The sequence below is a fragment of the Ruegeria sp. AB9 genome (genome assembly GCF_056542585.1).
This window is the reverse complement of record NZ_JBQGAA010000007.1, coordinates 1-26,890: the sequence shown is the minus strand read 5'-3', so window position 1 is coordinate 26,890 and position 26,890 is coordinate 1. Positions and strand designations below refer to the sequence as shown.

The window sequence follows — 26,890 nt, the reverse complement described above, 5'->3', positions numbered from 1 at the left end:
TTTCTTTTGGTCAGAGCCTAAAAAAAGCCGCGCTGGATTTCGCGGCTTTTGTCACTTGGTAAAGGCGGTTCAAACGCCGACGTCGACAATGGCCTTAGCCAGAATCGGCACCGTGGCCGCGTTCAGACCGGCGATGTTCAGGCGGCTGTCGCCGACCATGTAGATGCCGTGATCGACACGCAGTTTCTCGACCAGTTCCGGTGCCGCCCCGAGGCGTGAGAACATACCACGGTGCTGGGCGATGAAACCAAAGCGGTCCGAACCGCTCAGACGCTGCAGTTCGTCGGCCAATTGCTGACGCAGGCCCAGCATGGACAGGCGAACCTCTTCCAGCTCAGTGGCCCAGTCTTCGCGCAACGCCTCATCCATCAGAATGGTCGTCACCACGCGCGCACCGTGATCCGGTGGGAATGAGTAGTTTTGACGGTTGAGAAACGCCAATGTACCCTGGTTCAGAGCCGTCTGCCCAGCATCGGCACTGATGGCCATCAGCAATCCTGTGCGTTCGCGATAGACGCCGAAATTCTTCGAGCATGACGCAGCAATCAGGCATTCCTTGACTGATGACGCGACCAGACGTGCCGCCTGCGCATCCTCTTCCAGACCGTCGCCGAAACCCTGATAGGCAATGTCGATCATCGCAACGAGGCCAAGTGCATTGATCAGGTTCACGACTTCCTGCCACTGCACCAAATTCAGGTTGGCACCGGTCGGGTTGTGGCAGCAACCATGCAGCAGAACCACGTCGCCCGCTTTGGCCGTCTTGAGGTCTTCGATCATGCCGTCGAAATCAACACCACGGGTTTCACCATCGAAGTAACGGTATTGGACAGTCTCCATTCCCAGATAGTTCAGGATCGACAGGTGGTTCGGCCAGGTTGGGTTCGACACAAAGACGCGGGCCGACGGGTTGGCCATGCGGATCATCTCGAACGCCTGCCGGCAGGCGCCGGTGCCGCCCGGTGTCGCCACGGCGGCGATACTGCCGCGTGGAACAGAGGTGCCGAGAATCAGTCCGATCATCGCATCCGCATAGGCCGGGTCACCGGCCAGCCCGGTATAGGCTTTGGTTTCCTGCTCTTCCCAGATGCGCTGTTCGGCGGCTTTGACTGCGCGCATGACCGGGGTGATGCCTTCCGCGTTTTTGTAAACGCCAACACCCAGGTCGATCTTCTGATCGCGCGGGTCTTCGCGGTACATCTGCATCAGCGCCAGAATCTTGTCGGCAGGTTGCGGTTTGAGATGTTCGAACATCAGGTCTCTCCGGTTGCGACGGGCAGGGTCGGGAAGGCACCCCATTCAGCCCAGGAGCCGTCATAAAGCGAGTGGTCTTTCTTGCCGAGGCGTTCCAGCGCAAGGCTGAGGATCGCGGCGGTCACGCCCGACCCGCAACTGGTGATCACCGGTTTCGACAGATCGACTCCCGCTGCCTCGAATATGGCGCGGCACTCCTCGGGCGATTTCATAGTGTGGTTCTTGTTCAGCAATGTTCCAAAGGGCACGTTGCGCGATCCGGGGATGCGCCCGGACCGCAACCCTTTGCGCGGCTCGGGGTCCGTGCCTGCGAAACGGCCTGCCGCGCGCGCGTCGATGATCTCATGATCACCCAGCTTGGCAGCAGCGGACACCTGCGTGACATCGCGGACAAGCTGGTTTTGCACCCGAACGGTCATGTGGCGGTCACGGATGACCGGCGGCAGATCCTCGATCTCGCGCCCTTCCGCCTGCCATTTGGGAAGACCACCATCCAGAACTGCGATATTCTCTTGCCCCATCAGGCGGAACAGCCACCAAACGCGTGCTGCTGACATCAGCCCGGCACCGTCATAAACGACGACCTGATGACCGTCGCCTACGCCCATCGCCCGCAGGCGAGACATAAATTTCTCGACCGGCGGCGCCATGTGCGGCAGGTCTGAACGGTGATCCGAGATCTCGTCAATATCGAAGAACCGTGCTCCGGGGATGTGGCCAGCGTTGTATTCGGCCTTGGCGTCACGGTTTTGCGCGGGCAAATACCAAGACCCATCCAGAACCCGCAGGTCCGGGTCTTTCATATGCGCGGCCAGCCATTCGGTCGATACGAGGGTTTTTGGATCGTCCTGCATCAATGCCTCCCCTAAGCGAGCTTGGATTTTCCCTATACCCGGCAGCTTAGGGGTTCAAGACTGGATAGCGCTAGCGCCAGTTAATCGCTGGATTTATCGCGCCCGGCGCAGGCGGAAATACTGAAAAATGCCGATGATGCTGATCAAAATCCAGAACCCCTCGATCAGCATCGAGGCCAGATTGAAATTCTGCAGCAATGAATAGACGATCAGGACAGACCCCAACAGGTTGACCACCGGAAAGGCCAGATCGTCTGAGTTCATCATCCGCATTTGCGTTGCGAAATATGCGCCCACCACGATCAGCGCTCCGAACGAGCCGACGGCGTCCACGATGGTCAGACTGTTATAAAATGCGGTCATGATGTGGCCTTACCGTTCTCAAAAAGCTCAGTGTGCTGCGCGTAATGGTGCATGTTCAGAAACGCGGCGCCCCCCGAACCAGCGCGATACCCATGGGGCACGTCCGCAGCAAACCGCAATCCTTGCCCTGCCTGTAAGGAAACCCAATCCGCACCACGAAGAATTTCCAATGTGCCGCTAAGGACAAACACTTCCTCGGTCACCCCAGCAGCATGAGCCGGAGATTCGTGGCTTTGGTTCGACGTCAGGTTCACGTGGAATGTTTCAGCTCCCAGTGCGGGATCGAAGGGAAAGACGATCTTGACCTCGATACTGCCGGGGAAAGTTACTGTTTGAAAGACCGATGGATCTTCCAGCGCCGTGTCAATCAGCGCGCTGAGCGGTAGCTGAAAGCCTTTGGCAATTTTCCACAAGGTGGCGATGGTTGGGCTTGATTCGCCCCGTTCGATCTGGCCCAGCATGGCTTTGCTGACGCCCGTCATTTCGGCCACCTTGGACAAACTCAGCCCCGAGGCTGCCCTGACGTCCCTAAGCTTCAGCGTAATGTCATCCATTGCCATGTTGTCGTCTTCCGAATCCTCTTGTGCGTTATAGCGCACATGTGATACGTGCGCTATAACGTACGAACCCCAAGACATGCAACCCGAGGCAATAGGGAAACAGCATCATGCCATTGTACCGATCCAGAACCTCTACTCATGGCCGCAACATGGCCGGTGCCCGCGGATTGTGGCGCGCCACCGGCATGGGCGACGACGATTTCGGCAAACCCATCATCGCTATCGTCAACTCGTTCACTCAGTTCGTTCCCGGTCACGTGCACCTGAAAGATCTGGGACAGATGGTGGCACGCGAGGTCGAGGCCGCAGGTGGTGTTGCGAAAGAGTTCAACACTATCGCCGTCGATGACGGCATCGCCATGGGTCATGACGGAATGCTCTATTCGCTGCCTTCGCGCGAAGTGATCGCGGATTCGGTTGAATACATGGTCAACGCGCATTGCGCGGATGCGATGGTCTGCATCTCGAATTGCGACAAGATCACTCCCGGCATGCTGATGGCCGCCATGCGCCTGAACATTCCGGCCATCTTTGTCTCGGGTGGGCCGATGGAAGCGGGCAAGATCGACATCGCCGATCTGGACGCAAAGAAAATCGACCTTGTCGATGCAATGGTGGCCGCTGCAGACGACAAATTCACTGACGAACAGGTTCAGCACATCGAGGAAAACGCCTGCCCGACCTGTGGGTCTTGCTCGGGCATGTTCACCGCAAACTCGATGAACTGTCTCGCCGAGGCGTTGGGACTGGCATTGCCGGGTAACGGCTCGACACTGGCAACGCACGCGGACCGCAAAGAACTGTTCCTTGAGGCCGGTCGCCGGATCGTCGAGATCACCAAGCGCCATTACGATCTGGACGAAAAGGGTTTCCTGCCCCGTGAAATCGCCACCTTTGATGCGTTCGAGAACGCCATGAGCCTCGACATCGCTATGGGCGGTTCAACGAACACGGTGCTTCACCTGCTGGCAATCGCGCACGAAGGTGAAGTGCATTTCACGATGACCGACATGGACCGCCTTAGTCGCAAGGTTCCTTGCCTATGCAAAGTCGCGCCAAACACCGAAAACGTGCATATGGAAGACGTCCATCGTGCCGGTGGCATCTTCTCGATTCTCGGCGAGTTGAGCCGCGCAGGCCTGCTGCACGAGGAATGCAGCACGGTGCACTCGGGCACAATGGGCGAAGCGATTGCCAATTGGGACATCAAGGTTGCCAACAACCCCAAGGCTCAAGAGCTGTTCAAAGCTGCCCCCGGTGGTGTGCGTACCACACAAGCGTTCAGCCAATCGAACCGGTTCAAAGAGCTGGATACAGATCGCGAAGGCGGCGTGATCCGTTCGAAAGAGCACGCCTTTAGTCAGGATGGCGGTCTGGCAGTTCTGTTCGGCAACATCGCCCGCGACGGCTGTATCGTGAAAACCGCTGGTGTGGATGCAAACATCCTGCAATTCACCGGCTCGGCCTACGTCTGCGAAAGCCAGGATCAGGCGGTCAGCGACATTCTCACCGGCAAGGTGAAAGAAGGCGACGTCGTGGTGATCCGCTATGAAGGCCCGCGTGGCGGTCCGGGGATGCAGGAGATGCTGTACCCGACGTCTTACCTGAAGTCGAAAGGGCTTGGCAAAGCCTGCGCCCTGCTGACCGATGGTCGCTTTTCGGGCGGCACATCCGGCCTGTCGATCGGTCACGTTTCACCCGAAGCAGCCGAAGGTGGTGAGATCGGTCTGGTACAGAACGGCGATAAAATTGAGATCGATATCCCGAGCCGCACCATACATCTGGCCGTCTCAGATGAAGAGCTTGCCGCCCGGCGCGAAGCACAGGACGAAAAAGGCTGGGAACCGGCTGCACCGCGTAAACGCAAGGTATCCACAGCGCTCAAAGCCTATGCCAAGCTGACCACCAGCGCGGCAAAAGGAGCTGTACGCCAGGTCTGACCCAATTCAGCACCGGTCTGCAGCACAGCGGACCGGTAAATCGACCAACCAGAGGTACTCCCGCACCCAAATCGCACCATCAGCTTCGCTGATGCCACGTTTGGCCTTGGGCCCGGCGCCGCAGTCAGTCACCAAGTTTGGCGTGAATTTCGTCCAGATCGATTTCGCCGATCGGCAATTTGTTGGCCGGGTTTTCGAAATCGTATTTGAACAGCTCGAAATCCTGTTTGTAGATCTCATAGACCAGATGCATTGACAGATCGTCAAAGTAATCCTCGACCGGATGGGCACGCTTTGGTCCGTGGCCTTCGGATTCATTGAACCGTGGAATATCTGCCAATGTCACAGGATTTTTCAAGTCGACGTGGTCCAGAACATCCTGCATCCCATCGTTGAACGCTTCGGTCCAGAAAATCCGGTCATAGCGCCCACCGTTCACAATGAAGGTCGATACATGACCCGACATCGCAGACCAGTGAATGTCCGGATCCATCGGACGCCGCCATCGGATCGTATCTCGCGCAAACAGCAGGAACCTGCGGAAGCTGGCTATCTGGTCAAACTCTCCTTTGCCGTCGTCACCGCCCACTTCGATCCCGTAATTGTAGATCAGCGTCGGAACCAGATTGCCCCGATATCGCTTACCATTGCGCTGTATGCCGCAGATCTTGTCAAAGAACGAACTGAGGATGCGGGTATAGGGATTGCGCACACAGGTAAACGAATAGGACGCGTGATTGCGCACGTTGTTCGAGATCAGACCCTGGCTGTGATCAAACGCCCATTTATGCATGCCGTCCTTGGCGTCGTGGATGTCACCGTCAAAGAACTGACCATGATCTGAATAATACATGATCTGACCAATGGTCGAGCAGGCACATTTGGGCACCACGCGGTACACCATGCTTTCGCTCTCGGTCATCCAGGTACCGGGAAAACCCATCTGCTGCGCCTCCTTCGCTGGTCAGGTGTCGATCCGATACGCCAGCTTTTGGTAACAAAGAACCAAAATTATTCTGTTTATTCAATCGCTCATCCTCAGTATCACGGTTGAAACCGGGCAGAAACGGAAATCGCGTTATCTCTATGGCAAAGATCGCCTATATATTGCTGTGTCATAAGGACCCTGAGGCCATCATTGCACAGGCCGAACAACTGACCGCGGCTGGCGATTGCATGGCGATCCATTTTGACGCCCGGGCCAGCGCCGAAGCCTATGATCGCATTCGTTCCGCGCTGGATCAGAACCCGAATGTGACCTTTGCAAAAAAGCGCGTTAAGTGCGGCTGGGGAGAATGGTCTCTGGTCCGGGCCACGCTGAACGCCCTGCAGGCCGCAGTCGAAACTTTCCCGCGCGCCACCCATTTCTACATGCTGTCCGGTGATTGCATGGCCATCAAAACGGCAGAGTACACGCACCGTTTCCTGGATGATCGCGACAGGGATTTCATCGAAAGCCACGACTTTTTTGCCAGCAACTGGATCAAGACCGGCATGAAGGAAGACCGACTGATCTATCGCCACTATTTCAACGAACGAACACAATCCAAACTGTTTTATACAGCCTACGACTTGCAGAAACGCTTTGGCCTGACACGGGATATCCCGGAAGACATTCAGATCATGATCGGCAGCCAATGGTGGTGTCTGCGTCGCAGAACTGTCGAGATGATTTTGGATTTCCTGCGCCAGCGCCGGGATGTGAACCGGTTTTTCTCTACGACCTGGATACCCGATGAAACCTTCTTTCAAACACTGGTGCGCCACCTTATTCCGAAAAGCGAGATTGAAAACCGAACGCCTACGTTCCTGATGTTCTCGGACTATGGAATGCCGGTCACGTTCTACAACGACCATTATGACATGCTGCTGGGGCAGGACTATCTGTTTGCACGCAAAATCAGCGCAGACGCGCATGAATTGAAAGACCGTCTCGGCTCGCTCTATTCAAGTGAGGGTGTTGATTTCCCTGTCTCGAATGAGGGGCGCAACCTGTACGCGTTTCTCACCGGGCGGGGTCGCATCGGACGCCGGTTCGGACAACGGTTCTGGGAGGCCGGGAGCGTACTTGGCCCGGAACGTGAACTGTTCGTGATCGTCTGCAAGAAATGGCACGTGGCCAAACGTCTTGTCGATCAGATCGCATCGGAGACAGATATCCCCTGCGTTGAATACCTGTTTAACGAAGAAAATACGGTACTCCCGGATTTGGGTGGAATTGAAACGACCTTGACCAAGCGCTCCCGTCACCGGCGCGCAGTTGTGCGCATGCTGTTCGACAGTTTCGCGTCGGATCAGCTGGTTCTGTGCCTAGACCCTGCCAATCTTGACGCTCTTGAAGATTTTTGCGGCGATCAGGCCAAAACCCATGTGCTTGAGATCGAATGCGAGTACTCGGACGAATACCTGATCGGCCACGCGCGCCGCGTCGGGCTTGCCGGTGACAGCAGCCCGTCGGAAACTGTCGCATCTCTTCTGCCAACACTTCGCAACGATCTGAGCCACGAATCCGAACAGATCCGCGCTGCCAGGCTGGACAATTACCTGCGCCTGCGGGAAACAGCCCAGCGCGCCGAGAATGAAGCAGTTATCGCCAAATTTCTTGGGGTAGGCGAAGAAAAAGCCCAATCCATAATGCGCTTGGATTACCTTTTTCTCGACTAGACCAAAAAGCCATTCAAAGCCTGGCTGCCTGCGGGCATTTTTAGCCCGCACAATCCATGTCTCGGGCAGGCAAGTGACCCGCTGCAGCAGTCAGCGTCTTAAGCCCATGCAACTGCATTCGTGATTTTTGTTCCAAAATCAGATACTGTGCAGCCAATTGGGCCATTTTGTTCAAGCTTTTTCCATCTGCAACGCGGCCCTGCCAGTGAAAAGCACAGAAACAGACAGGTCTTTAATTCTGAATGACCGGTATCTGAGCTTCGGAAAAAAACAGCAGCGCTGGTTAATCGAAGATTGAATTATTGAAACGCAACTCCGGGGGGACACAGTTGTGCCTATAGATCAAATTGCCGAATCCAGACCCTACATCCCAAATGAAACTGACTGGACGTTGATTTACAATGTCCTTCCGGGCGAAGCGCAAGTTGCGGACCCGGCCGTCATAAACCCACATTTTCAATGCATTGAGGTGACCGGGAATGCGGTCCTGCCAGCCGATGGCATGTATGTCGTGCTGCGCGGCGTGGTTCAGCTGCGCCAGGACGGGAACCCGTTGGCCAGCGCTGACGTTGGCGACTACTTTTATGAAGAACACATGGAGATATCGGATATCCCAGTCAGCCTCGAAGCGCTTGCGCTGGACGGTACACGGCTGGCCTACCTGTCCAGCGAGAACTGGAAAAAGATTCCCGATGACATCCGGAAACCCTGTTTGGCTACTATGTTCGGGGATCTGGTCAGCGTTCAGTTGCAGAGCTTCCAACAGCCCATCAATTGTTGCAGCGTCACTGCGGCTGCACTCAGCATGTCGGCGCTTGGGTTCAGCTGCGAAGTGAATGACATTTTCCGTGAATGCGCCTTGCCCTCGTCCTTTGTGGTGAATGACGGAATCTCGCTGGGTGAACTGTTCGACGTCGCTTGTACCTACATTCACTCGCAAGGTCTCAGGGACCGGGTTCAGGTTCAGGCTTATTTCATGGATGAAGACACGACCGACGTTCCGCTGCTGCTCGAAGCAATAGACGAATCCAATCGACTGGGCGGCGAAAACGATATTCTGGTGGCGAACTTCCAGGTCGGCGTCGCCCATGGCAAAGAGAACATGCCGGGTGGGCATTTTGCCGTCATCGCCAAATGCAACCCCAGCACCGGATTGGTGCATATGATGGATGTGCATCCCGAAAAATACGGCAAGCTTTGGGTGACAACCATAGAGCGATTGTGGAAAGCCATGTCAGATCGCGACGGAACCTCGATGCGATCTCGCGGCATTCTCCGGTTCTCGGCACGCGCTGCTGTCAAAACACATCTGCAAACGTTCAAGCAACGATGCAATTATGTCGACAGCACCCTTTACCTGGCGAAAGACCCGAAGAAACGGCGCAACCTGTTCCGCCGGGCTACGCCTAACATGAATTCACTGGGAGTACTGGCGGAAAGCCTGGCCATTCACGGCGACACCAGGGTGGACGAAGACGAGCTGCTGAGGGCGACCGAGGCGTCGTTCACGGATGCTGTCAGCCGGGTCGCCACCGCCGAAGACATGCACGACATGGCGGAGAAATACCTAGGCCAGTCCGACCACGTACATGTTAGAAGTTCGTTCCACAGTTTTGCGACCCGCGAAGACAGATCGATCCAAACTCCGCAAGACTGGTTCAAGGCCCAGTTGAAAAGCTTGAAAACCAACAAAGATCGCCACCTGATGATCAACATCGACTTCAATCGCGTCACCGGGATCGAAGCGATCAGCTCGCCGGAAAACGTATATCGGGAAACCGCTTTGCTGGAGGAGTTCTGGTGTCTTTGCATTGACTATTATGAGGAGGAGGACGTTGTCACCATTGTCGACATGAGCCCCGCGACATCTCAGGTCTGGCAAGCACCGCGCGCAAACATTTTCCGCGGGTTGCGCGATCTTGGAGACCCCGCGCTGGTGATGATCGAAGAGATCGAACCGCCCGAAGATCCAAGCGATGTCGCCAGTATCATCAAGCACAATAAGATGGTTTTGTTCTATGAGGATGAGGACCCTTGGTCCTACATGCTGCGCAGCGTTCTTTCGAATATCGGGGCAACAACCGTCAAGCAGATCGACGTAGGTGGGCGCGATCCAAATATGATCCGGATGCGGCGGCAATTGGTGACGCTCGGAGAAAGACCGGACGTGCCGTATCTGTTTTTCGAAGGAGATTGCATCAGCAAAAGCGATGAGCTGGAAGACATTGTGGACATGATCAGGGCCGGTGAACTGCAGGCCAAGATGCGCGAAGCAGGACTGCCTGTTTCGGACCTGAATGAGACTCCAAGCCTTGAAAAGAACCCCTTCGGTTATCCCAAAGGAGTTATGAATCAGGTCAACGCCGGCAAGCGAAACGTATTGTTGTGCGCCTGCGGGTCGTCGGCAGCAGATAAAATCCCCGAGCTCGTCGAACGCATTGTCGATGCAGGGCATAACGTGAAACTGATACCCTCCGTCTCGGCCGAGAAGTTCTTCCGGGATTTCGGGGCCGCGCGGATCGACGCCAAAATCACCCATCATGACTATTACCGCGACGATGATGAGTGGAATTTCCGCTACATGAAATTCGACATGCCGGTCCGCGCCTCGCATCTGGCGCTGTGTGACTGGGCCGATTGCGTCATCGTGGCCCCCATCACCTGCAACACGATGGGAAAGGTAGCCAATGGTATCGCCGACAACCTTCTGACCTCGGTCTTTGTGGCGTGGCAGTACCAAAAGAAACCGGTGATCCTCTGCCCCGCCTGCAACACGAATATGTGGAACAACATCACGACCCAGAACAATGTAGCAAAACTCAAGACGCTTGGTGCCGATTTCATCGGTCCCCTGGAAGGACGCCTGTCCAATGGCCGGATGGGCATCGGAATGATGGCCAAACCCGACCAGATCATGGAGGCTCTGGAAGACGCGTTCGAAGAACTGGACGACCAGAAGTACCGCGTCTGCAAATGGGCGCGCGAGGCCGCTGCCGCCGATGACATCAACGAATGGAAACGGGTGTTCCGCGCCATCGACGAGGGAGTCGTGGGCGTCAATATCGTGGACGAAGCTCACGGCGACTCATTGCTGCACTACGCAGCCGGTGGTGAAGGTGAACTGAACGAAAGCGGCCATGATCTGGGCAAGCCGGATTATGAAGCCGCTCAGGATCTGATCGACCGGGATATCGACGTCAATATTGTCAACGACCACGGGTTCACGGCACTGCATGTGGCGGTGATGAACAAAGCCCCCAAAATGGTGGAAATCCTTCTGGGGGCAGAAGACATGGATGCGACCTCCTGTATCGAGTTTGTTCAGGGCATGAAGATCGAACCCGAGATCCGAACCATGCTGGATACCTGGGCACATGATCACAACCTGAAGATGGCAGACGCCGACCAAGGGCGCGACGAGAGCTTTGTCGCCGTCAACGAACCCTCTTACCTGTATTTCACCTACGGGTCACTGAAGCAGGGGTTTCCCAATCATGATGCGCATAGCGCAGTTCTCAGCGACTTGGTAGGAACAGCACGCACCCGGCAACCGATGCCCCTGATTGTCCCGAAAGAACCGTTCTGCGACAACCCGAACTGTGGGTATTTGCACCGTATGGCCACACTTGTGGACCAGCAGGGAATGGGCAAACAGGTGAGTGGCGAGGTCTATCGGGTGACACAATCCGGCCTCCGCGAACTGGACAAGCTGGAAGGGTATCACGGCCCCGGTTCACCCGACAATGTCTATCTGCGGAAGAAGATCAACGTTGTCATCGAAGGCGTGATGAAGCCCGCCTATGCCTATGTAATCGCTGATCCCGCAAAGTACCTGAAGAACTGGCGCGACGGGACATCCGAAGTGGTAAGCGACTACACACTGGATATGGCGCAGGGCGAACCCAAACCGGATTTCGAACCCGTGGCTTAGCCTTCTTGTGTGCTGATCGGTGGCGGCTCGGAACTATCCTTGATGCAGAGGTTATAGGCCGTGATCGCCACCATGCACAGCAGCACAAACGGCCAGAAACTGGCTTTTGGGATAAGGTTGTCCCGATAGTGGATGATACGTAACGACGGCACCGCCTCGGAGGCGAAAAGGTAGGTGTTGACCGAAACCGCCAGCAGCATAAAGTACATCAGGAAAAAGAACGACTCCATGTAGATCACGGGCGAGCCTGCAAACCCTTCGCGCAATTGCACATGGGCCAGCAGGATCACGAAGAACAGTACCGAACAAGTGCCGATCACACTGGACGTGCTGAAGTCATGCCGTTCCACCAGACCCTCGCGACGCGTAACGGTCATGACCGCGCCGAACAGCAGCATCACCACAACAAGCAATGGGATCATGTGTACGATGAACGCGTTTGCGAAATTGCGTTTGATGACGAAATTGTAATGCAGCTCGGGCGCGTTTGTCTGGTACGCGTTCTGCCGAATACCCAGCGTCGTATCCAGATTTGAAAGCTTGTAATCGAAATAGGTGTTCTCACGCTCCCATGTGCCCATCACGATCTGGTTGTCGATCCCAAAGATGTCATCCGGTCCAGTCGCCGGATACGCCTCAAAGTCTGGGACCAGCGCGACATTGACCTCAAAAGAGGCGGGCCATATCCGCACCCAAACCGTTTTGTGGTCGAAGGGGTAACTGGTGTAATCGAAGCTCTGCCGCAAGGTTTGTTCGAAATACCAACCAATCAGCACACCGTCAGGTTGCGGCAATCGATAGGCCTCGGCAATAAGGCCGTTTGCGGTATCGACCGCTTCGGGCAGAAGGAAACCGACCTCACCCTCGGCTGGAATGATCGCGTCATGCTCACCCGTGTTATAGTGCTGCCAGATATAACCAGTGACCTGGACATCGCTGGCGCCAAGAAAGCTGAAAGACTTTAGGAAGATCCCCGTACTCACACGGTAGTCCGGCGCTACGTCCACCTTGCCCAGATATGCATCGACCGAAGCCTGATCGGGCAGCTGCGTCGGGTCGCCCTCGAAATGGTTCAGTTCAATCCAAAGCTTGAGTAACAGAGCGGCCAGACCGAGGGTCAGCAAGCCAGAGATAAACCACACCTTTCTTTCGACGCTCATTCAGCCTCCTGTTTTGCCACCTATTTTGCCAGAAAATCCGCACGGCCCAACAAGGACTGCGTGATGCCCATCTCGGCAAACTGCTCTTTCAGATCGGCAAATTCGCTGTGTTGTGACAGTGGGGTGTTCTGCTTCCCGCTTTCGGCCAATAGTCGTGTTTGACGAATAGAAAGGTCCACCATCGGCAAAGGTTCGTTCTCGGTGAACGCGGCAAGCCCATCCGCATAGCCTATCGCGGCATCCCAATCACCACGCGCCAGCATGACGGCGCTGGCATCGGGATAAAAATGCAAATGGCTGTGGCCGACACAGCCTTCGGCGATGATCTCGGAACCCAATTTCAACAGGCGCGTTTGCTCATCCGGATCCGTTTCAGTCATCGCCAGAGCTGACAGAGCCTTGGGCCCGACAAAGTTCCGCCCGTGCTCAAGCGCAATGTCAACCGCCCGCAGGCCGGTTTCCCGCGCACGTTCCACCTGACCGGCATAAACCTGCGTGCGGGCGAGATGTTCCAACGCCTGCGCTTCAAGGCGTTTTGCCCCCACGCGCTCGGCGATTTCCGCAGAGACACTGAAAGCTTCTAGCGCACGGTCGAGACTGCCCAGAAAGGTTTCGGCCACACCCAGGCATGTTTGCGCAACGCATTCCGGAACGAAGGCAAAGTACTTCTGCGAGATTTCAATCGCCTCGCTGGCGTCCGCTTTGCCCTGCCCGACATCCCCGGTGTAACTGCGCGCGACACTGAGATTGTGCAGATTGGCCGCCAGGTCCCGAACCAGCCCTTTTTCACGCGCACGTTCAACGGCTTGGGTGTAGAATCCAGTCGCCGTCTTCATGGTGGCATTCATGAAATTGGCGTCGCCAAATCCACTTAACGCGCCGACTTCCAGGCGAGCGGACTCGAGCTTGCGAGCAAGTAAGAGGGCACGTTCATTGGCCTTCAGCGCTTCTTTGTCCCGACCCAGCGGGAAGTAAACGTTGCCGCGCACGTAGTTAATCTGAGCCACATCTTTCTCAGACCCGCAGCGTTCTGCCGCTGCCTCAGCGGTGTCGAGCGCGTCCAGCGCGTCCTGATACAGGCTTGCTTGTCGCGCTGCCTGCGCCAGCCCGATATGGGCCCGGGCCGTTTGTTCATCGGTTTCGGCCAAACTGGCTGCTTCTTGAAATTCCTGCAATGCCTCGTTTGACAATCCCTGCAACCGGTGCGTCTCGCCTCGGGCGCACAGCAGGTCAAATCGGACACCTGCCGGTGACGGCAGTTCCAGAGCACGCTCGATCAATGGGCTTGCATCATCGAACCGAAACGCCCGGATCAATTTGTCGGCTGCGTCCAGATAGGCATGCGCGGCGTTATTCGCTCCGGCCCGATCCAGATGCTGGGCGCGTAAAGTTGCATCTCGATCTTCGAACCACTGAGCCGCCTGTCGGTGCAGACGGGCACGTTCGGACTTGACCAGAGTTGCATAGGACCCGTCCCGGATCAGTGCGTGGGCAAACATGAGATCGGGTCCGGCCTCTCGGATCAGCGCCGAACGGATCAGGTTGGTTGTATCCAGATGCCCTTCACCCAGAATGAAATTCAGAACCTCGGGCGAGAATCTCTGGCCCAGAACCGACGCGGCCTGAATGGCAGTTCGGCTGCTGCGATCCAGCGCGTCCAGACGCGACTGAACGATACCCTGAATGCTACCAGGCACACTTTCCTGCTTGAGCACATCCGTGTTGCGCAGCAGCTGCTCCAGAAACAAGGGGTTGCCACCTGCACGTTGGACACAGGTTTCCAGCAAATCCGGATCAATGGCCCGGAACTCGTCGACCAGTTGTCTGACGTGCTCCTCACCCATGGGCGCCAGTTCCAGCTTTGACACCAGAGCTCCATCTGTTGCCATCTGCCAGTCTCTGTCGATCGGATCGCCCTCCGCCCGGCTGGTCATCATCAGCACACAAGGAATATTCCGCGTCGCTGCGGCAATATGCGAACACGCGGTCAGGATGTCGGGTGTCGCCCAGTGGATGTCTTCGATCTGAATGAGCAGGGGTGCTTGCTGACTGCGGGCCGAGAGCAGTTCCTCCAGAACCTGACGCCGCCCCCGCAGACGAGTCTTGTTGTCCATCACGGCATATACCTCGGCCAAACCCGGGTCTTGTTCAAGCTCGAGCAAAGCGTTGAGGTGCGCGGCATTTGACGGGCTGACCCATCCCCTGTCGATCGCGTCTTTTGCGACAGCCGCCCCTGTTTCCGCCCCATCGGATGCTTCAAGCCCCAGAATGCTGCGGGCGACGGTCTGAATGGCTGAATGGCCTTCGCGCGCACCAAAATCCATCACAACGCCATTGTGGATTGTGTAGGACAAACTTGAGGCCAGCTCCGCCACCTGCTCGGACAGATGGGTTTTACCAATTCCGGGTTCGCCCAGAACGATATGCACTTCACCTTTTCCATGGCGTTGGCATCGGTCGAATGTAGCCGAGAAAATCGACATCTCGCGCTCGCGCCCGATGAATTTGTGCCGTCTCGTCCGAATGTTCCTAGCCAGCCGGTCCAGACGCCAGACCTCAACCGGCTCGTTCAACCCCTTGATCGCCTTGACCCCGATGGATTCGCCCACGAACAACGGGCCCAGCGCGCGTTGAATGTCATGTGAGACCAGAGTCTCGCCGCCCCCTGAGATATCGGTCAACCGGGACGCTAAATTCACCCCATCCCCTGTCACCGTATATTCCGTATGCGACTGGCTGCCGGTCGAACTGGCGATGACCTGCCCCGAAGAGATACCGATATGGCAGGAAAGCGGCGGCGATAAAGTCGGAAGAACGGCGTGAATCTCAGTCGCAGCCCGCGCCGCCCTTTCCGTGTCGTTGGTATGTGAGATTGGCGCTCCGAAAACGGCCATGACCGCGTCACCAATATGTTTGTCGATGCGACCGCCGTATTTTTCGACGACATTATCCACCTTGCTGAAGAACTGATTGAGCAGCGCGTGCAGATCTTCTGCATCCAGCTCGCTGGAAATTTTTGTAAATCCGGTCAGGTCAGCAAACATCACTGTGACCTGCCGCCGTGCGGGTTCAAGCGGTGCCGCAGGTTCAGGTTCTGCAGCTGTCTGGGTGGAGTCGAGTTGTTCGATGGCACGCAACACCCGCCTGCGATCGCCGACAGCGGTTACACCGATTTCGATCAGATCCTCGGCCGTCAAATCAGGCAGAATGGAAAAATCGATCTTGTTGTCTATGAAGGCCTGCGCATACTCGTTTAATCCATTTGCGCTCAACCAGCCCCTCAGGTCTTGAGACATATCGCCCCTCTGAAGTCCCCCACTTCAGATGAGAACCTAGCATGCGAGCGGGCCGGAGTCTGCAAAAACCAAATTAATTTGTGATTTTGAGCAGGGTTAATCCGGTTCTTACTCGTTCACCAAGCCTGCATTTCCAAATCCACTCGACAGAACAAACGAACGGCAGGCCTCAGTGATTTCCCGGAATCGAGCTCTTTCCCGCACGTAAAGATATACCTCGCGCCTGTCCGGCAAATCCGAAATTGGGCGAAAGGCGACTGCGTCCGGGATGAATTGCGCGACGGTCTGCGGCAAGACCGTGATCCATTGGCCTGCTCTGACCGTCGTGATCAGGGAATGCGTGTTGTGAATGGTGACCTCGGCCCTATCCAGAATCCCTCTGAATGGCGCGGATTCGATAAATTCACACAGGGCGTTTCTCACGAAAGGCTCGGCCACCAGATCCGAAATGTTTGGCGGCTCTGGCCGTGTCATCAGCGGGTGATTGGACGCCGCAACCAACCCGAAGCGATCCTGTAACAGCGGCTCTGCACTGACTCCGTTTAGTGGATAATAGCCTGACGCAATGCCGATATCGGACTTATCCCCGGCAACGGCATCAAGAACCTGCTGCGAATCTCCATCGCGCAGCTCGATCTTCAGCCCGGGAAAGCGTGATGTCATATGGTCTAGCAGGTTGGGAAAGACCAACGCTCCCACGGATGGCACGGAAACGATACGGATCAACCCATGTTCGGCCTGTGCCGCCAATTCTATGTTCTGAACGGCCTGATCAAAGTCCCGCACCTGTTTAAGCGCAAGGTCCAGAACTTGCTGACCCAACGGTGACAGGTGGTTTTTCCGTTCCCCTTCAAACAGTTTCTTGCCGAGATGCTCTTCGAACTGTTTCAGCGTCATTGAGACGGCAGATTGTGTCCGGCCGAGACGGCTGGCTGCCTCGGCAAGGTTTCCGGTCTGGGCCACGGTACAAAAGCACCGCAGCATTTCTACTTTCATGGCCATACTTCAATTTTCCTGAAGTTTTTTAAAGTTATTTTAGTTTGACTGATGTTAGCTTCAACCCCAATCTTTACCCAAATCGAAATTTGCGAATTTGGGGCCTGACGTGACCAAACTGAACCTGATTGCTGGCGAATGGCTGGCGGGCGAAAGCGAAATTGAAAACCGTAACCCTTCGGACCTGAGCGATCTGGTCGGCATGTTTGCTCAGGCCAGCACCGATCAGCTTGAGGCAACACTGGACCAGGCGCGCATTGCTCAGACCGAATGGGTCGCTTACGGGCTGGAGCGTAAACAGGCCGTTCTAAATGCCATCGGTAACGAATTGATGGCCCGCGCTGAGGAGCTGGGTACGCTTCTAGCCCGTGAAGAAGGTAAACCGCTGGCCGAAGGCAAGGGCGAGGTCTATCGTGCTGGTCAGTTTTTCACCTATTACGCCGCAGAATGTCTGCGCCAGATTGGTGAGAATGCAGATTCCGTGCGCCCCGATATCGAAGTGGATGTGCGCCGCGAGGCTGTTGGCGTCGTTGCGATCATCAGCCCGTGGAACTTCCCCACCGCGACGGCCTCTTGGAAGATTGCTCCGGCTCTTTGCTATGGCAACGCGGTTGTGTGGAAACCCGCCAACATCACCCCTGCTTCGGCCGTAGCCCTGACCGAAATCATCGAGCGGCAGGACATCCCGAAGGGTCTGTTCAGCCTGGCGATGGGCTCGGGCCGTTCGATCGGCCAGCGTCTGGTTGAAAGCCCCAAGGTCAATGCGATTTCCTTCACCGGATCGGTGCCCGTGGGCAAAGGCATCGCCGCTGCGGCGATCCAGAACCTGACTAAGGTGCAGATGGAAATGGGGTCCAAAAACGCGCTGGCTGTCATGGACGATGCCGATCTGGATCTGGCGGTGGCTCTGGCTTTGGGCGGGGCCTTTGGTGGCACCGGCCAGAAATGCACCGCTTCGTCGCGGCTGGTTGTTCACGCGGGCATTCATGACGCCTTTGTCGAGAAATTAGTAGCCGGTGCACAGGCAATGAAAGTCGGCCACGCTTTGGAGGAAGGGGTTCAGATGGGTCCCGTCGTCAGTCAACAGCAATTGAATGAAAACCTCGCTTATGTCGATCTTGGAAAGTCCGAAGGGGCTGAACTGGCCTGTGGCGGTCAGCGTCTCGAAATGCCGCATGACGGCTTTTACATGTCACCGGGCGTGTTCCTGAACACCAACAACGATATGCGCATCAACCGCGAAGAGATGTTTGCTCCGCTGACATCCGTTATTAAGGTCGGCAGCTATGACGAAGCACTGAGCGTCGTCAACGACACCAATTTCGGCCTGACCTCTGGCATCGTGACCAAGTCGCTGGCTCGTGCCACTCATTTCCGTCGCAATGCACGCACCGGCGTTGTCACCGTTAACTTGCCTACCGCCGGAACAGACTATCACGTGCCCTTCGGAGGACGCGGCGACAGCTCGTACGGGCCACGTGAACAGGGCAAGGCTGCGGCCGAGTTTTATACAACCGTCAAAACCGCCTATATCAGCGCAGGCCCTGTCTGATGCGGATCGACGGCCTGCAATATGCAAACTGGTCGGAAAAAATCTTTCGCCAACTGCGCGAAGGCGGCGTGGACGCGATCCACGTCACCATCTCCTATCATGAGAACTTCCGCGAAACGGTTCTGAACTTCGAGAAATGGAACCGCTGGTTCGAGCAATACCCGAATCTGATCATGAAAGGCCGGTGGGCCAGCGATATCGACACAGCCCGTGAAACGGGCCGGACTGCCGTGTTTTTCGGATTTCAAAACCCCTCGCCCATTGAAGACGACATCGGGCTGGTCGAAATCCTGCACGACCTGGGCGCGCGGTTCATGCAACTGACCTATAACAACCAATCCCTGCTGGCGACCGGTTGTTACGAGGCCGAAGACACTGGCATCACCCGTATGGGCAAGCAGGTGATCAAAGAGATGAACCGCGTGGGCCTTGTCGTGGATATGAGCCATTCGGCAGATCGTTCCACCATCGAGGCGGCTGAATTCTCGGACCGGCCCATCGTAATTTCACATGCCAATCCGCATGAATGGTCTCCGGCCCTGCGCAACAAGCGTGATGAAGTCATCCGTGCAGTGACGGAAAAAGGTGGGATGCTGGGCTTTTCGGTCTACCCTCACCACCTGAAAGACAAGTCCGATTGCACGTTGGAGAGCTTCTGCGAAATGATCGCCCGCACTGCGGACAAATACGGGGCCGAACATCTGGGGATCGGTACCGACTTGTGTCAGGATCAGCCCGACAGCGTCGTGGAATGGATGCGCGTTGGACGCTGGACAAAAGAAATCGACTATGGCGAAGGGTCGGCCTCGGCTCCGGGGTTCCCACCAATGCCGGGTTGGTTTCAGGACAATCGAGACTTTGGCAATATCGAACAAGGGTTACGCGCGACCGGCCTGAACGATGACGAAGTGGCCGGGATCATGGGCAGGAACTGGTATCGGTTCTTTGCCGAGAACTTCGTCCCACAAAGGTAACCAAATGGAACCACACGCGCAGACAGAGATCGCCAGACGTGACCCTGCTACGGTCATGCGGCTGTCACGGTTGGGATCGCTGCACCAATGTCGACTCAGCTTTATGCGGCAGCTGACCCGCCGCATGGCCGAAGAAAACTGGAGCTTTTCCCGCCCCGCGTTTGACGTTGATGACAACGGCGTCGGCTATGCGGTCTATACCGCGCACGGACCTGATCGCGCCTATTCTCTGGTCGCCTTTGCCCATGACCTGCCTGCCGACCAACGGTCAGACCGGGTTATCGCCGAGGCATGGGACGCCACCTTCGCACTGTTCGATGGCATCCCGACGTCTGAAGACATCGACCGCCTGTCGCAGAATGTACCGCTGCAAGAGGCCGGGCGTGTCAGTGAATCTGAACTATCCCTGTCGCGCGCCAATCGCTCGGTGCGGCTTTGGGCTCATGTGGTGGATCGTCTCGCTGCGGGCCAGCAACCGGACCTGGAACAAATCTATCAGGTTGGCTATCTGATGCGGACCACGGCTGTCTATGGCTCCGGCAAATTCGGCGCTGCGGACCGTGAGAAAACAGCGGATCGGGCAGAAGTCAGCGGTCCGTTTCAGATCGAGATGCTATCGGTTTATCTGACCCGGGTATTTGTGCGCGATCTGGTGCAGTACATGGCGCGGTCCAAAGGAGGAGATCAGACAGCGGATCTCGATCCTCAAATCGCGCGCTGGCTGGGCATCGGAAACTCCACCGGGCTAGGGATGGCTCCGTTCATCGTTAACCATCCGGTTCTTTTCAACAATTGGATCATGGCACGGGAAGAGGCTATCTCTCGCGTCCGGTCCGTTGAGGCGGCTTCGCTGGAGGAAACACATGCCTTCCGCGATGTATTTGCGCGCAGCAAACTGTCAACCGCTTGGTGGCGGTCTGAACACCCTTTGCAGGTTGAGAAGCTTGCAGCGCTGAACGCGGACCTGAAAAAGATCGAAGAACACCTGGCCAGGGACGACCTGATGCAGGATCACCCCTGGGATCGTCTGATCCGGTGGTCTGAAACCGCGCTCTCGGAAGAAGGGCAGGAACTACTGGCCTCGCTGATCCTGGAGCCTTATGGCGAGATGGTAGACGGGCTTGCCTGCTGCATGTCCGACGCAAACGCGACAGCACAGTTGATAGATGGAGAAATGCCGATCTCGGATGTTCGTACCCTGATCCGGCAAAGCTTTGACTGGGCGTTGGATCTGGATTGGGGCGCGGCCGAAAACTGCGGGCGGGCTTGGTATGTTTCCGAAGAGAAACTGGAACCGCGCCTGGGTGAACGGTTTGAGGAACCAATTGCCGACTATGAACAACCACTTGCGCCTGCGCGTGATGCGGCTGTGGCATTTAAGACTCTGCAGGAATGGGCGGATGACGCCTTGGTGGCAGATTTCCTTTTGCGCCACCCCGAGCATCGCCACACCGTGCGCCGTGCACAAATCAGCCGCGTAGCGCCTTATGGTGAAATCCATGACAACACGATCAGTGCCAATGTGATGCCTATCGACATGCTGCGGGCAAAACTATCCTTCTTCGGCGCGACACATTTCGACCCACGATCGGATCGCTGGGTCCGCATCTGTATGTATGCCGGCGCGCCCTATCCGGATGAGCTGAACACCGGGAACGCGGATCTTTGGGTTTATCCGGAGGTTGAGCAATGACCTTTTCATTGAACGAAGTAGAAGCGACCGCCAAACGCGCAACCCGTGGGGCTGGATATGCCTGGGGCGTGGCGGAAGAGGCTGCAAAAGCAACGCGCTGGTTGTGCGCCCGGGGGTTCGACGGGCCCGCGATCTTGGCCCAATTGCTTCAACGTGAATTTGCACCTGATTTGGTACGTCACGTTCCAACAGTCCAGAACGGTATACTGGTGGGTGAACAGGACCTATGCCCCCTGATGACCGGAGCGGCGTTATCGGACTCTCCGACCGCCCTGTCGCAAGGTACTGTTTCGATTTCCAATGTTGCCGCGCCGCTTCTGTTGCTGCCTTTTGTCGCCGCCATGGCAAAAAAGCGAAATACAACTGTGGAAATCACTCTCGACGGGTTTTCCGCGATAACCGATGGCATTCATCTAAGCTGTGAAGACTGCAAGGTAGACCGGGCTGACCGCGTCGGGATAACCGTAAGCGGCTCCATTCAAACCGCCCGGTCCATGCACAGTCGGGCTGCTCCAAATGTCGAGGCGTGGCAGTTTCTTAATACCGTGGCCCATCGCACCTATGCCCCTGCAACTGAAGAATCCCGACTGCTTGGCGCTGGTTCAGGCTTGTCAGACAACGATTGAAGGACCATCCGATGACTGAGACCAAAACACTCTCGCTTGCTGAAATCGAAGACCTTTCATTCAACGCGCTGGTTGCTGCTGGTACAAGTGAAGAAAACGCGCGCCCTCTGGCCGTGGCCACAGCTGCGACGGAGGCAGACGGTGTTGCAAGCCACGGTCTGGCTTACATCCCTATCTATTGTGAACATGTACAATGCGGTAAGGTCGATGGTCAGGCAAAACCAACGCTTGAAACCCCGCGTCCGGGTCTCACCCGCGTAGACGCCAAAACCGGGTTTGCGCATTCGGCCATTGATCTGGGATTTGAAGCATTGATCCCCGCAGCACGAGAACAGGGCATCGCTGCATTGGCGATTACCAACAGCTACAATTGCGGTGTTCTTGGCTATCACACCTTTCGTTTGGCGCAAGCAGGGTTGGTCGGACTGGGTTTCACCAACGCCCCGGCATCGATTGCACCTTCGGGCGGATCGAAACCTGTCGTGGGTACCAATCCCTTCTCCATCGCGGCACCGGGTACGGATGGGCAACCAGCCCTGCTGATCGACCAGAGCGCCAGCACCATCGCCAAAAGCGAAGTGATGAAACACGCAAGGGAAGGCAAATCCATTCCTGTCGGCTGGGCGCTGGATGCTGACGGGAACCCAACAACAGATCCTAACATAGGTTTAAAAGGCAGCATGGCCCCATCAGGAGGGTACAAAGGCGTCGGTGTCGCTTTGCTGACCGAAGTCATGGCCGCCGCCCTGACAGGTTCTACACTTGGGTTGAACGCATCACCGTTTTCAGGAACCGCAGGCGGGCCCCCGAAGACAGGGCAGTTTTTTATCGCTATAGACCCTACAGTGTCATCTGACGGTCTGTTTTCAAATGCCATGACGGATCTGATTGAATCGATCAGATCGCAAGAAGGAGCGCATCTGCCTGGCGACGGCCGCCGCACGAGCCGCCTTTCGTCAAGCGAAGAAGGTGTTGCCGTCAGTTCTTTGACTTTGTCGAAGATCGAAGGAATTCTGAATTCAGTCTGAAATTTAAGAGATGATTAAGTAACCGCCAGTCGGCACTCTCAAATCTGTCTCTCCTGTCATTCAGATTCGGATCGCGCTCAGTAGCAGTGTCTATCGCATCGAAACCGCACCGTTGATGGATTAATCTATTGTGTGACCAGCAGTCTGCCCGGACTGCTGGAAAGCGACGCTGATTTCCTGATTAGAATTTGAACCTCTGATCTTCGTATTGTGATCCTGGCGAGGTGAGATTGTTAAGCAAACGGTCCAGTGAACTGTTTGTAGATCGAACAATCTGTTGGAGTTTGGTTGCGGGGAGAGGATTTGAACCTCTGACCTTCAGGTTATGAGATAGCTTACGCTCACCTGCACCAACTACGCCGGAAAACGCTGACTTACCCTATCTTATTGGAATCGTTGTTTTAATATTGACGACTGGCACGCTCCGTTCCTACCTCTTACGCCATGAACCGCTTCCAGTTGCTTCCACAATGCTTCCACGGGGCGACGGTAGAGAAAGGATGAGGGATGCCCAAACTGACCAAACGAGCCGTAGAAGCCTTATCGGTTGAGGAGAAAGACTACTTTGTCTGGGACAGCCAGATTGCCGGGTTTGGTGTCCGCGTCATGCCCTCCGGTGCCAAGACCTATCAGGCACAGTACCGCAAAGGCGGAAGAACCCGGCGCGTTTCCATCGGCCGACATGGCAAGATCACAGTTGACGAGGCACGGAAACTGGCAAAGGAAGTCATGGGCCAAGTGGCAAAGGGTGAGAACCCTGCCGAAGAGATTGCCCAGCATCGGCGGGCACCCACAGTCGCGGCCTTGTGCGAGCGGTTCTTTGACACCCATGTAAAGGAACACTGTAAGCCGTCCACCCAAGGAGAATACCGCAGGGCAATTGACCTGTTTATCGTTCCGGCCATTGGCAACTTCAAAGTGGTGGATGTGGAGCGGAAAGACATTGCCGAACTGCACCATAAGTTTCGGGACAAGCCCTATCAGGCGAACCGGACATTGGGCGTTCTGTCCAAGATGTTCAATCTGGCGGAAATATGGGGCTTGCGGCCTGACGGTTCAAACCCCTGTCGCCATGTCCCGAAATACCGCGAAGAAAAGCGGGAACGGTTTCTGAGCCAAGATGAGTTGCAACGTCTCGGGCAGGTTTTGGCAGACGCGGAGCGGGATGGATCAGAATCGCCTTTTGTCGTTGCCGCCTTTCGGTTGCTGATCCTGACCGGATGCCGTCTTGGTGAAGTCCAAACCCTGCAATGGTCCTTCATCACAGACGACGGAATGGAGCTTGCGTCCTTGAATTTGGCACCGTGTCGGGGCGCATTCGCTACTGTATGCCCACCGCAGACGGAAACCGCGCCCGCTGGCCCACGCACGAGCTTTGGCGGCAGTTTGAAGCCGTAGTTGGCAGTGACCTTCTTCAGAACTGCGCGGGTGTCCTGCCAAGCGATGTAGTTCACGCTAATCGCGAAGTAAAGATGCGCGAATTGGATACGCAGCTAGCCGGGTTGTTCGTAACACGCGCTGCAATATCCGGCGTGTCATCAGAAGGTTTCTCCAGTTTTATTGAAAACCATTCTGATGTGCTGGTTCGGTTGGTGGAAGAGCACACCAAGCCGCTCGAAGAAAGACTTGATAATTCAAGTAAAAGGTACCGCTTAAATTGAATGATTATGGTAAATATTTCGCAAACTACGTTATTTGGACCGTCAACTAAATGTTAGCTAGAATCGCACCGGCAATGCACGGCTTGACCGAAAACTCTCATCTAGTTTGACAAATCCACGTTAATTTGTCGCAATCCTAGAGCGCTTGGTAGCTCGTTTTCGCCTTGCCTCAACCATTTTCTTTCGTGTGGTGTCTTCACCCGAGGTCGGCAAATGGAAACGAAATGTTGTTTTCACGTATGAGACACCATCTCGAACGTCAATCGCACCACTTTGGCTGACTGACAATTCACCTTGGAAGGTTTCAATGACCTTGCGCGCAACCTGTAGTCCTAAGCCGGTACCAGTCGAGCGAATCCTTCTCGCATTGGCTCCCCGAAACCCTCTGTTGAAGATGGCATCAATTTCACCTTCGAGAAGTTCTGGCCCCAGCGAAATAACTCTAACTTCCGTTTCAGTATCGCTGTCAGTAACGTTTACAGTAATATTTGTGCCTTTTGGCGCATACTTTATGGCGTTCTCAATTAACGTATAAGGAACAATATCAAGAATATTAGGCCCTTCAGCTAGTCTGTATGACCCACCCTCTAGGAATATGTCTATGGCTTTATGTCTGGCATCAGATTTGAAGCATCTGATAACCTTGTCGACCCGACTATATACTGGGATTTGTTCAATCTCGTCGAACCGATCTACCGAGTTTGAATAGTCCAAGTAATCAATCCTAACTCTCAGCATTGTTTGAGAAGCAACGATCGTCTTTATTTTCTCAGCAGTGCCAGACAAGTTTTTGGATCTCGCTGCTTGATCCGCCTCCAGCGCGCTATGGTAGATTGACGTCGAGAGATGCCTTAGGTCATGAACTAAAGCAGTCAGTTCACCCTCCGTTTCTTCCCTAACATCCTCTTGCCAAGAGATGTGACGTTCAAGGTATTGCTCTACTTGTTTCTTCGAAAACTGAGGCGAATAGCCGTGTATCTTTTTGTGAGGCCGCGGCGCATCTTCTAGGTACAGCCCCGGTAGAATTATCCGGTTCCCGAAACTGTCAGTTTTGACCAAGGCCATGTACCCAAACTCAGAGCGCGACCAACCTAGCTCGTCTATTTCTAGGTATTTTTGAATACGAAAGTTGTCGCAAAGCTCAGGTGGCAGCGAAAACAATGCGCCATCAAGGACTTTGTGATCTCCAAGAGGAGTCACAATTATTGAAGGAAACGCCAGCATCATGCGGCAAATACTAGCGCCCAAATCCCAGACGCAATCAAACTTTGCACAATACCCTTAGCGTTACCGCTCAGGTCCACATTTTCAAGAACACTATTAAGATTGGCAAAGCTAGTGTCTCTACTTTTTATCGACGCTACATAAGCGTCCTCAAGTTCAATTATTCGCCGAATATCCACTTCTTCATCAATCAGACCCTGCCTTGTCAGCAACCACCTTTCGTATGGATTGGACGCAATATCGATTGCGTCATCTAGCCTCTCCACCCACTTAGTGATTTCGGCATCTTTTTTCAGGAAGTCATCGGCATATTCTTTCGCAGCATTTGCCTCCGCTGAGTTGGCGCGTGCACCTGTATAAGCGATTACGTATTTTGTAGGGTAGTTCTCCTTAATCTCCCGAATAATGCTAGCCCCGCCGATTGAATGGTCGAAGTTATTGCCAACACCCATCAAGTCACAGAGAACAACATCAAATTCATGGATTTCATCCAAGTTGCGTATGTCTGGAATTTCTCGGATTTCGTACCCGTAAGTAGTCAAGTTTCCGTGCGCCTTGAACTTTTCATCATCAATAATCGCAATTTTCACAGACGATCTGATGGCCTTCTTTGTCAAAGACGTTTTTTGGTTCTTTGAGTAGTCCCTCAACTCAAGAACGGAAGAGTATGAATTCAGCGTCTTGGGCATCCATCGTTGTAACATAGTAGTCGTCCGAAACTAACGTTTGTGAGTTGGGGCGAAAATGGCACATGGACGCCAAAATGACCAGTTCTTGAGCCTGATGAACAATCTGAAAATGTCGCGCAAAGCTGAGAAACACCTGAAGCGAAAACAACTTCTAAGCAAACCGCAATGTTCAAAGAAGGCTCATAGCTACCTTTTACTGGATTTACTCGAGCAGCCTCTGTTGCGCGTTCACCACAGGGTGAATTCGCTCCGCTTGTTTCCAGAGTGCTTCCGGTGGGGGTGTCGTAAATAGCAACACCGCCGCGGGTCGGCGCGTAACGTGTTGTTTTTGTGTGGTATTTTTGGTTGCGGGGAGAGGATTTGAACCTCTGACCTTCAGGTTATGAGCCTGACGAGCTACCGGACTGCTCCACCCCGCGACACTT

20 protein-coding genes and 1 tRNA gene are annotated in these 26,890 nt (G+C 55.3%); 10 read left to right on the top strand and 11 right to left on the bottom strand.

The window, feature by feature from the left end:
• Positions 1-69: 69 nt before the first annotated feature.
• From ACR0K5_RS15020 to ACR0K5_RS15005, 4 genes are all read right to left on the bottom strand, one after another.
• On the bottom strand, positions 70-1,254 hold the full coding sequence (locus tag ACR0K5_RS15020) for an amino acid aminotransferase (RefSeq protein WP_480630468.1): 1,185 nt from the start codon (positions 1,252-1,254) through the stop codon (positions 70-72).
• The gene (sseA, locus tag ACR0K5_RS15015; protein ID WP_480630467.1) at positions 1,254-2,108 is read right to left on the bottom strand and encodes a 3-mercaptopyruvate sulfurtransferase; all 855 of its coding nucleotides are present in this window, start codon (positions 2,106-2,108) and stop codon (positions 1,254-1,256) included. The genes ACR0K5_RS15020 and sseA overlap by 1 nt, the downstream gene beginning before the upstream one ends.
• A gap of 93 nt (positions 2,109-2,201) precedes the next feature.
• Positions 2,202-2,471, bottom strand: a complete 270-nt coding sequence (locus tag ACR0K5_RS15010; RefSeq protein WP_480630466.1) for a CBU_0592 family membrane protein — start codon at positions 2,469-2,471, stop codon at positions 2,202-2,204.
• The gene (locus ACR0K5_RS15005; RefSeq protein ID WP_480630636.1) at positions 2,468-3,031 is read right to left on the bottom strand and encodes a helix-turn-helix domain-containing protein; all 564 of its coding nucleotides are present in this window, start codon (positions 3,029-3,031) and stop codon (positions 2,468-2,470) included. Before ACR0K5_RS15005 ends, ACR0K5_RS15010 begins: the two co-directional genes overlap by 4 nt.
• A 107-nt stretch (positions 3,032-3,138) precedes the next feature.
• On the opposite strand from ACR0K5_RS15005, the gene ilvD reads away from it, so the two are divergent.
• The gene (gene ilvD, locus ACR0K5_RS15000) at positions 3,139-4,971 is read left to right on the top strand and encodes a dihydroxy-acid dehydratase (RefSeq protein WP_480630465.1); all 1,833 of its coding nucleotides are present in this window, start codon (positions 3,139-3,141) and stop codon (positions 4,969-4,971) included.
• Between the two features lie 124 nt (positions 4,972-5,095).
• Here ilvD and ACR0K5_RS14995 read toward each other — a convergent pair whose 3' ends face one another.
• A complete protein-coding gene (locus tag ACR0K5_RS14995; protein ID WP_480630464.1) occupies positions 5,096-5,914 on the bottom strand; it encodes a sulfotransferase family protein in 819 nt (272 codons plus the stop codon).
• 143 nt (positions 5,915-6,057) lie between these two features.
• Between ACR0K5_RS14995 and ACR0K5_RS14990 the strand changes: the two genes are divergently transcribed.
• Both ACR0K5_RS14990 and ACR0K5_RS14985 read left to right on the top strand, forming a co-directional pair.
• Positions 6,058-7,635, top strand: a complete 1,578-nt coding sequence (locus ACR0K5_RS14990) for a DUF5928 domain-containing protein (protein ID WP_480630463.1) — start codon at positions 6,058-6,060, stop codon at positions 7,633-7,635.
• 331 nt (positions 7,636-7,966) lie between these two features.
• Entirely contained in the window at positions 7,967-11,566 is a 3,600-nt protein-coding gene (locus ACR0K5_RS14985; protein WP_480630462.1) for a flavoprotein, read from the top strand.
• On the opposite strand, the gene ACR0K5_RS14980 is transcribed toward ACR0K5_RS14985, so the two are convergent.
• From ACR0K5_RS14980 to ACR0K5_RS14970, 3 genes are all read right to left on the bottom strand, one after another.
• The gene (locus tag ACR0K5_RS14980; protein WP_480630461.1) at positions 11,563-12,726 is read right to left on the bottom strand and encodes a hypothetical protein; all 1,164 of its coding nucleotides are present in this window, start codon (positions 12,724-12,726) and stop codon (positions 11,563-11,565) included. The two genes, ACR0K5_RS14985 and ACR0K5_RS14980, sit on opposite strands and share 4 nt — an antisense overlap.
• Before the next feature lie 20 nt (positions 12,727-12,746).
• Positions 12,747-16,022, bottom strand: coding sequence for an adenylate/guanylate cyclase domain-containing protein (locus ACR0K5_RS14975; protein WP_480630460.1), 3,276 nt, complete (start codon positions 16,020-16,022; stop codon positions 12,747-12,749).
• Between the two features lie 108 nt (positions 16,023-16,130).
• Positions 16,131-17,018 (bottom strand): LysR family transcriptional regulator, encoded by an 888-nt coding sequence (locus ACR0K5_RS14970; RefSeq protein ID WP_480630459.1) that lies wholly within the window; start codon positions 17,016-17,018, stop codon positions 16,131-16,133.
• Positions 17,019-17,127: 109 nt separating this feature from the next.
• On the opposite strand from ACR0K5_RS14970, the gene ACR0K5_RS14965 reads away from it, so the two are divergent.
• The 7 genes from ACR0K5_RS14965 (at position 17,128) to ACR0K5_RS14935 (ending at position 24,552) form a co-directional block, all read left to right on the top strand.
• Complete coding sequence (locus ACR0K5_RS14965; RefSeq protein ID WP_480630458.1) at positions 17,128-18,570, top strand: aldehyde dehydrogenase family protein; 1,443 nt, start codon at positions 17,128-17,130, stop codon at positions 18,568-18,570.
• A complete protein-coding gene (locus ACR0K5_RS14960) occupies positions 18,570-19,544 on the top strand; it encodes a membrane dipeptidase (protein WP_480630457.1) in 975 nt (324 codons plus the stop codon). The genes ACR0K5_RS14965 and ACR0K5_RS14960 overlap by 1 nt, the downstream gene beginning before the upstream one ends.
• Before the next feature lie 4 nt (positions 19,545-19,548).
• Positions 19,549-21,237 (top strand): hypothetical protein, encoded by a 1,689-nt coding sequence (locus tag ACR0K5_RS14955; protein WP_480630456.1) that lies wholly within the window; start codon positions 19,549-19,551, stop codon positions 21,235-21,237.
• Positions 21,234-21,863, top strand: coding sequence for a DUF3726 domain-containing protein (locus ACR0K5_RS14950; RefSeq protein WP_480630455.1), 630 nt, complete (start codon positions 21,234-21,236; stop codon positions 21,861-21,863). The genes ACR0K5_RS14955 and ACR0K5_RS14950 overlap by 4 nt, the downstream gene beginning before the upstream one ends.
• A gap of 11 nt (positions 21,864-21,874) precedes the next feature.
• The gene (locus ACR0K5_RS14945; protein WP_480630454.1) at positions 21,875-22,891 is read left to right on the top strand and encodes an Ldh family oxidoreductase; all 1,017 of its coding nucleotides are present in this window, start codon (positions 21,875-21,877) and stop codon (positions 22,889-22,891) included.
• Positions 22,892-23,398: 507 nt separating this feature from the next.
• Positions 23,399-24,289: a tyrosine-type recombinase/integrase gene (locus tag ACR0K5_RS14940; protein WP_480630453.1), complete on the top strand. Its 891-nt coding sequence runs from the start codon at positions 23,399-23,401 to the stop codon at positions 24,287-24,289.
• 74 nt (positions 24,290-24,363) lie between these two features.
• Complete coding sequence (locus tag ACR0K5_RS14935) at positions 24,364-24,552, top strand: hypothetical protein (RefSeq protein WP_480630452.1); 189 nt, start codon at positions 24,364-24,366, stop codon at positions 24,550-24,552.
• Between the two features lie 120 nt (positions 24,553-24,672).
• On the opposite strand, the gene ACR0K5_RS14930 is transcribed toward ACR0K5_RS14935, so the two are convergent.
• From ACR0K5_RS14930 to ACR0K5_RS14920, 3 genes are all read right to left on the bottom strand, one after another.
• Positions 24,673-25,779: a sensor histidine kinase gene (locus tag ACR0K5_RS14930; protein ID WP_480630451.1), complete on the bottom strand. Its 1,107-nt coding sequence runs from the start codon at positions 25,777-25,779 to the stop codon at positions 24,673-24,675.
• On the bottom strand, positions 25,776-26,465 hold the full coding sequence (locus ACR0K5_RS14925) for a hypothetical protein (RefSeq protein ID WP_480630450.1): 690 nt from the start codon (positions 26,463-26,465) through the stop codon (positions 25,776-25,778). Before ACR0K5_RS14925 ends, ACR0K5_RS14930 begins: the two co-directional genes overlap by 4 nt.
• Positions 26,466-26,807: 342 nt before the next feature.
• Positions 26,808-26,884 (bottom strand) — tRNA-Met (locus tag ACR0K5_RS14920).
• Positions 26,885-26,890 lie beyond the last annotated feature (6 nt).

Coding starts and splice junctions, on each gene's coding strand:
- ACR0K5_RS15020 (WP_480630468.1), bottom strand. CDS start 1,254: ATGTTCGAACATCTCAAACCGCAACCTGCCGACAAGATTCTGGCGCTG.
- sseA (WP_480630467.1), bottom strand. CDS start 2,108: ATGCAGGACGATCCAAAAACCCTCGTATCGACCGAATGGCTGGCCGCG.
- ACR0K5_RS15010 (WP_480630466.1), bottom strand. CDS start 2,471: ATGACCGCATTTTATAACAGTCTGACCATCGTGGACGCCGTCGGCTCG.
- ACR0K5_RS15005 (WP_480630636.1), bottom strand. CDS start 3,031: ATGGCAATGGATGACATTACGCTGAAGCTTAGGGACGTCAGGGCAGCC.
- ilvD (WP_480630465.1), top strand. CDS start 3,139: ATGCCATTGTACCGATCCAGAACCTCTACTCATGGCCGCAACATGGCC.
- ACR0K5_RS14995 (WP_480630464.1), bottom strand. CDS start 5,914: ATGGGTTTTCCCGGTACCTGGATGACCGAGAGCGAAAGCATGGTGTAC.
- ACR0K5_RS14990 (WP_480630463.1), top strand. CDS start 6,058: ATGGCAAAGATCGCCTATATATTGCTGTGTCATAAGGACCCTGAGGCC.
- ACR0K5_RS14980 (WP_480630461.1), bottom strand. CDS start 12,726: ATGAGCGTCGAAAGAAAGGTGTGGTTTATCTCTGGCTTGCTGACCCTC.
- ACR0K5_RS14975 (WP_480630460.1), bottom strand. CDS start 16,022: ATGTCTCAAGACCTGAGGGGCTGGTTGAGCGCAAATGGATTAAACGAG.
- ACR0K5_RS14970 (WP_480630459.1), bottom strand. CDS start 17,018: ATGAAAGTAGAAATGCTGCGGTGCTTTTGTACCGTGGCCCAGACCGGA.
- ACR0K5_RS14960 (WP_480630457.1), top strand. CDS start 18,570: ATGCGGATCGACGGCCTGCAATATGCAAACTGGTCGGAAAAAATCTTT.
- ACR0K5_RS14955 (WP_480630456.1), top strand. CDS start 19,549: ATGGAACCACACGCGCAGACAGAGATCGCCAGACGTGACCCTGCTACG.
- ACR0K5_RS14950 (WP_480630455.1), top strand. CDS start 21,234: ATGACCTTTTCATTGAACGAAGTAGAAGCGACCGCCAAACGCGCAACC.
- ACR0K5_RS14945 (WP_480630454.1), top strand. CDS start 21,875: ATGACTGAGACCAAAACACTCTCGCTTGCTGAAATCGAAGACCTTTCA.
- ACR0K5_RS14940 (WP_480630453.1), top strand. CDS start 23,399: ATGCCCAAACTGACCAAACGAGCCGTAGAAGCCTTATCGGTTGAGGAG.
- ACR0K5_RS14935 (WP_480630452.1), top strand. CDS start 24,364: ATGCGCGAATTGGATACGCAGCTAGCCGGGTTGTTCGTAACACGCGCT.
- ACR0K5_RS14930 (WP_480630451.1), bottom strand. CDS start 25,779: ATGATGCTGGCGTTTCCTTCAATAATTGTGACTCCTCTTGGAGATCAC.
- ACR0K5_RS14925 (WP_480630450.1), bottom strand. CDS start 26,465: ATGCCCAAGACGCTGAATTCATACTCTTCCGTTCTTGAGTTGAGGGAC.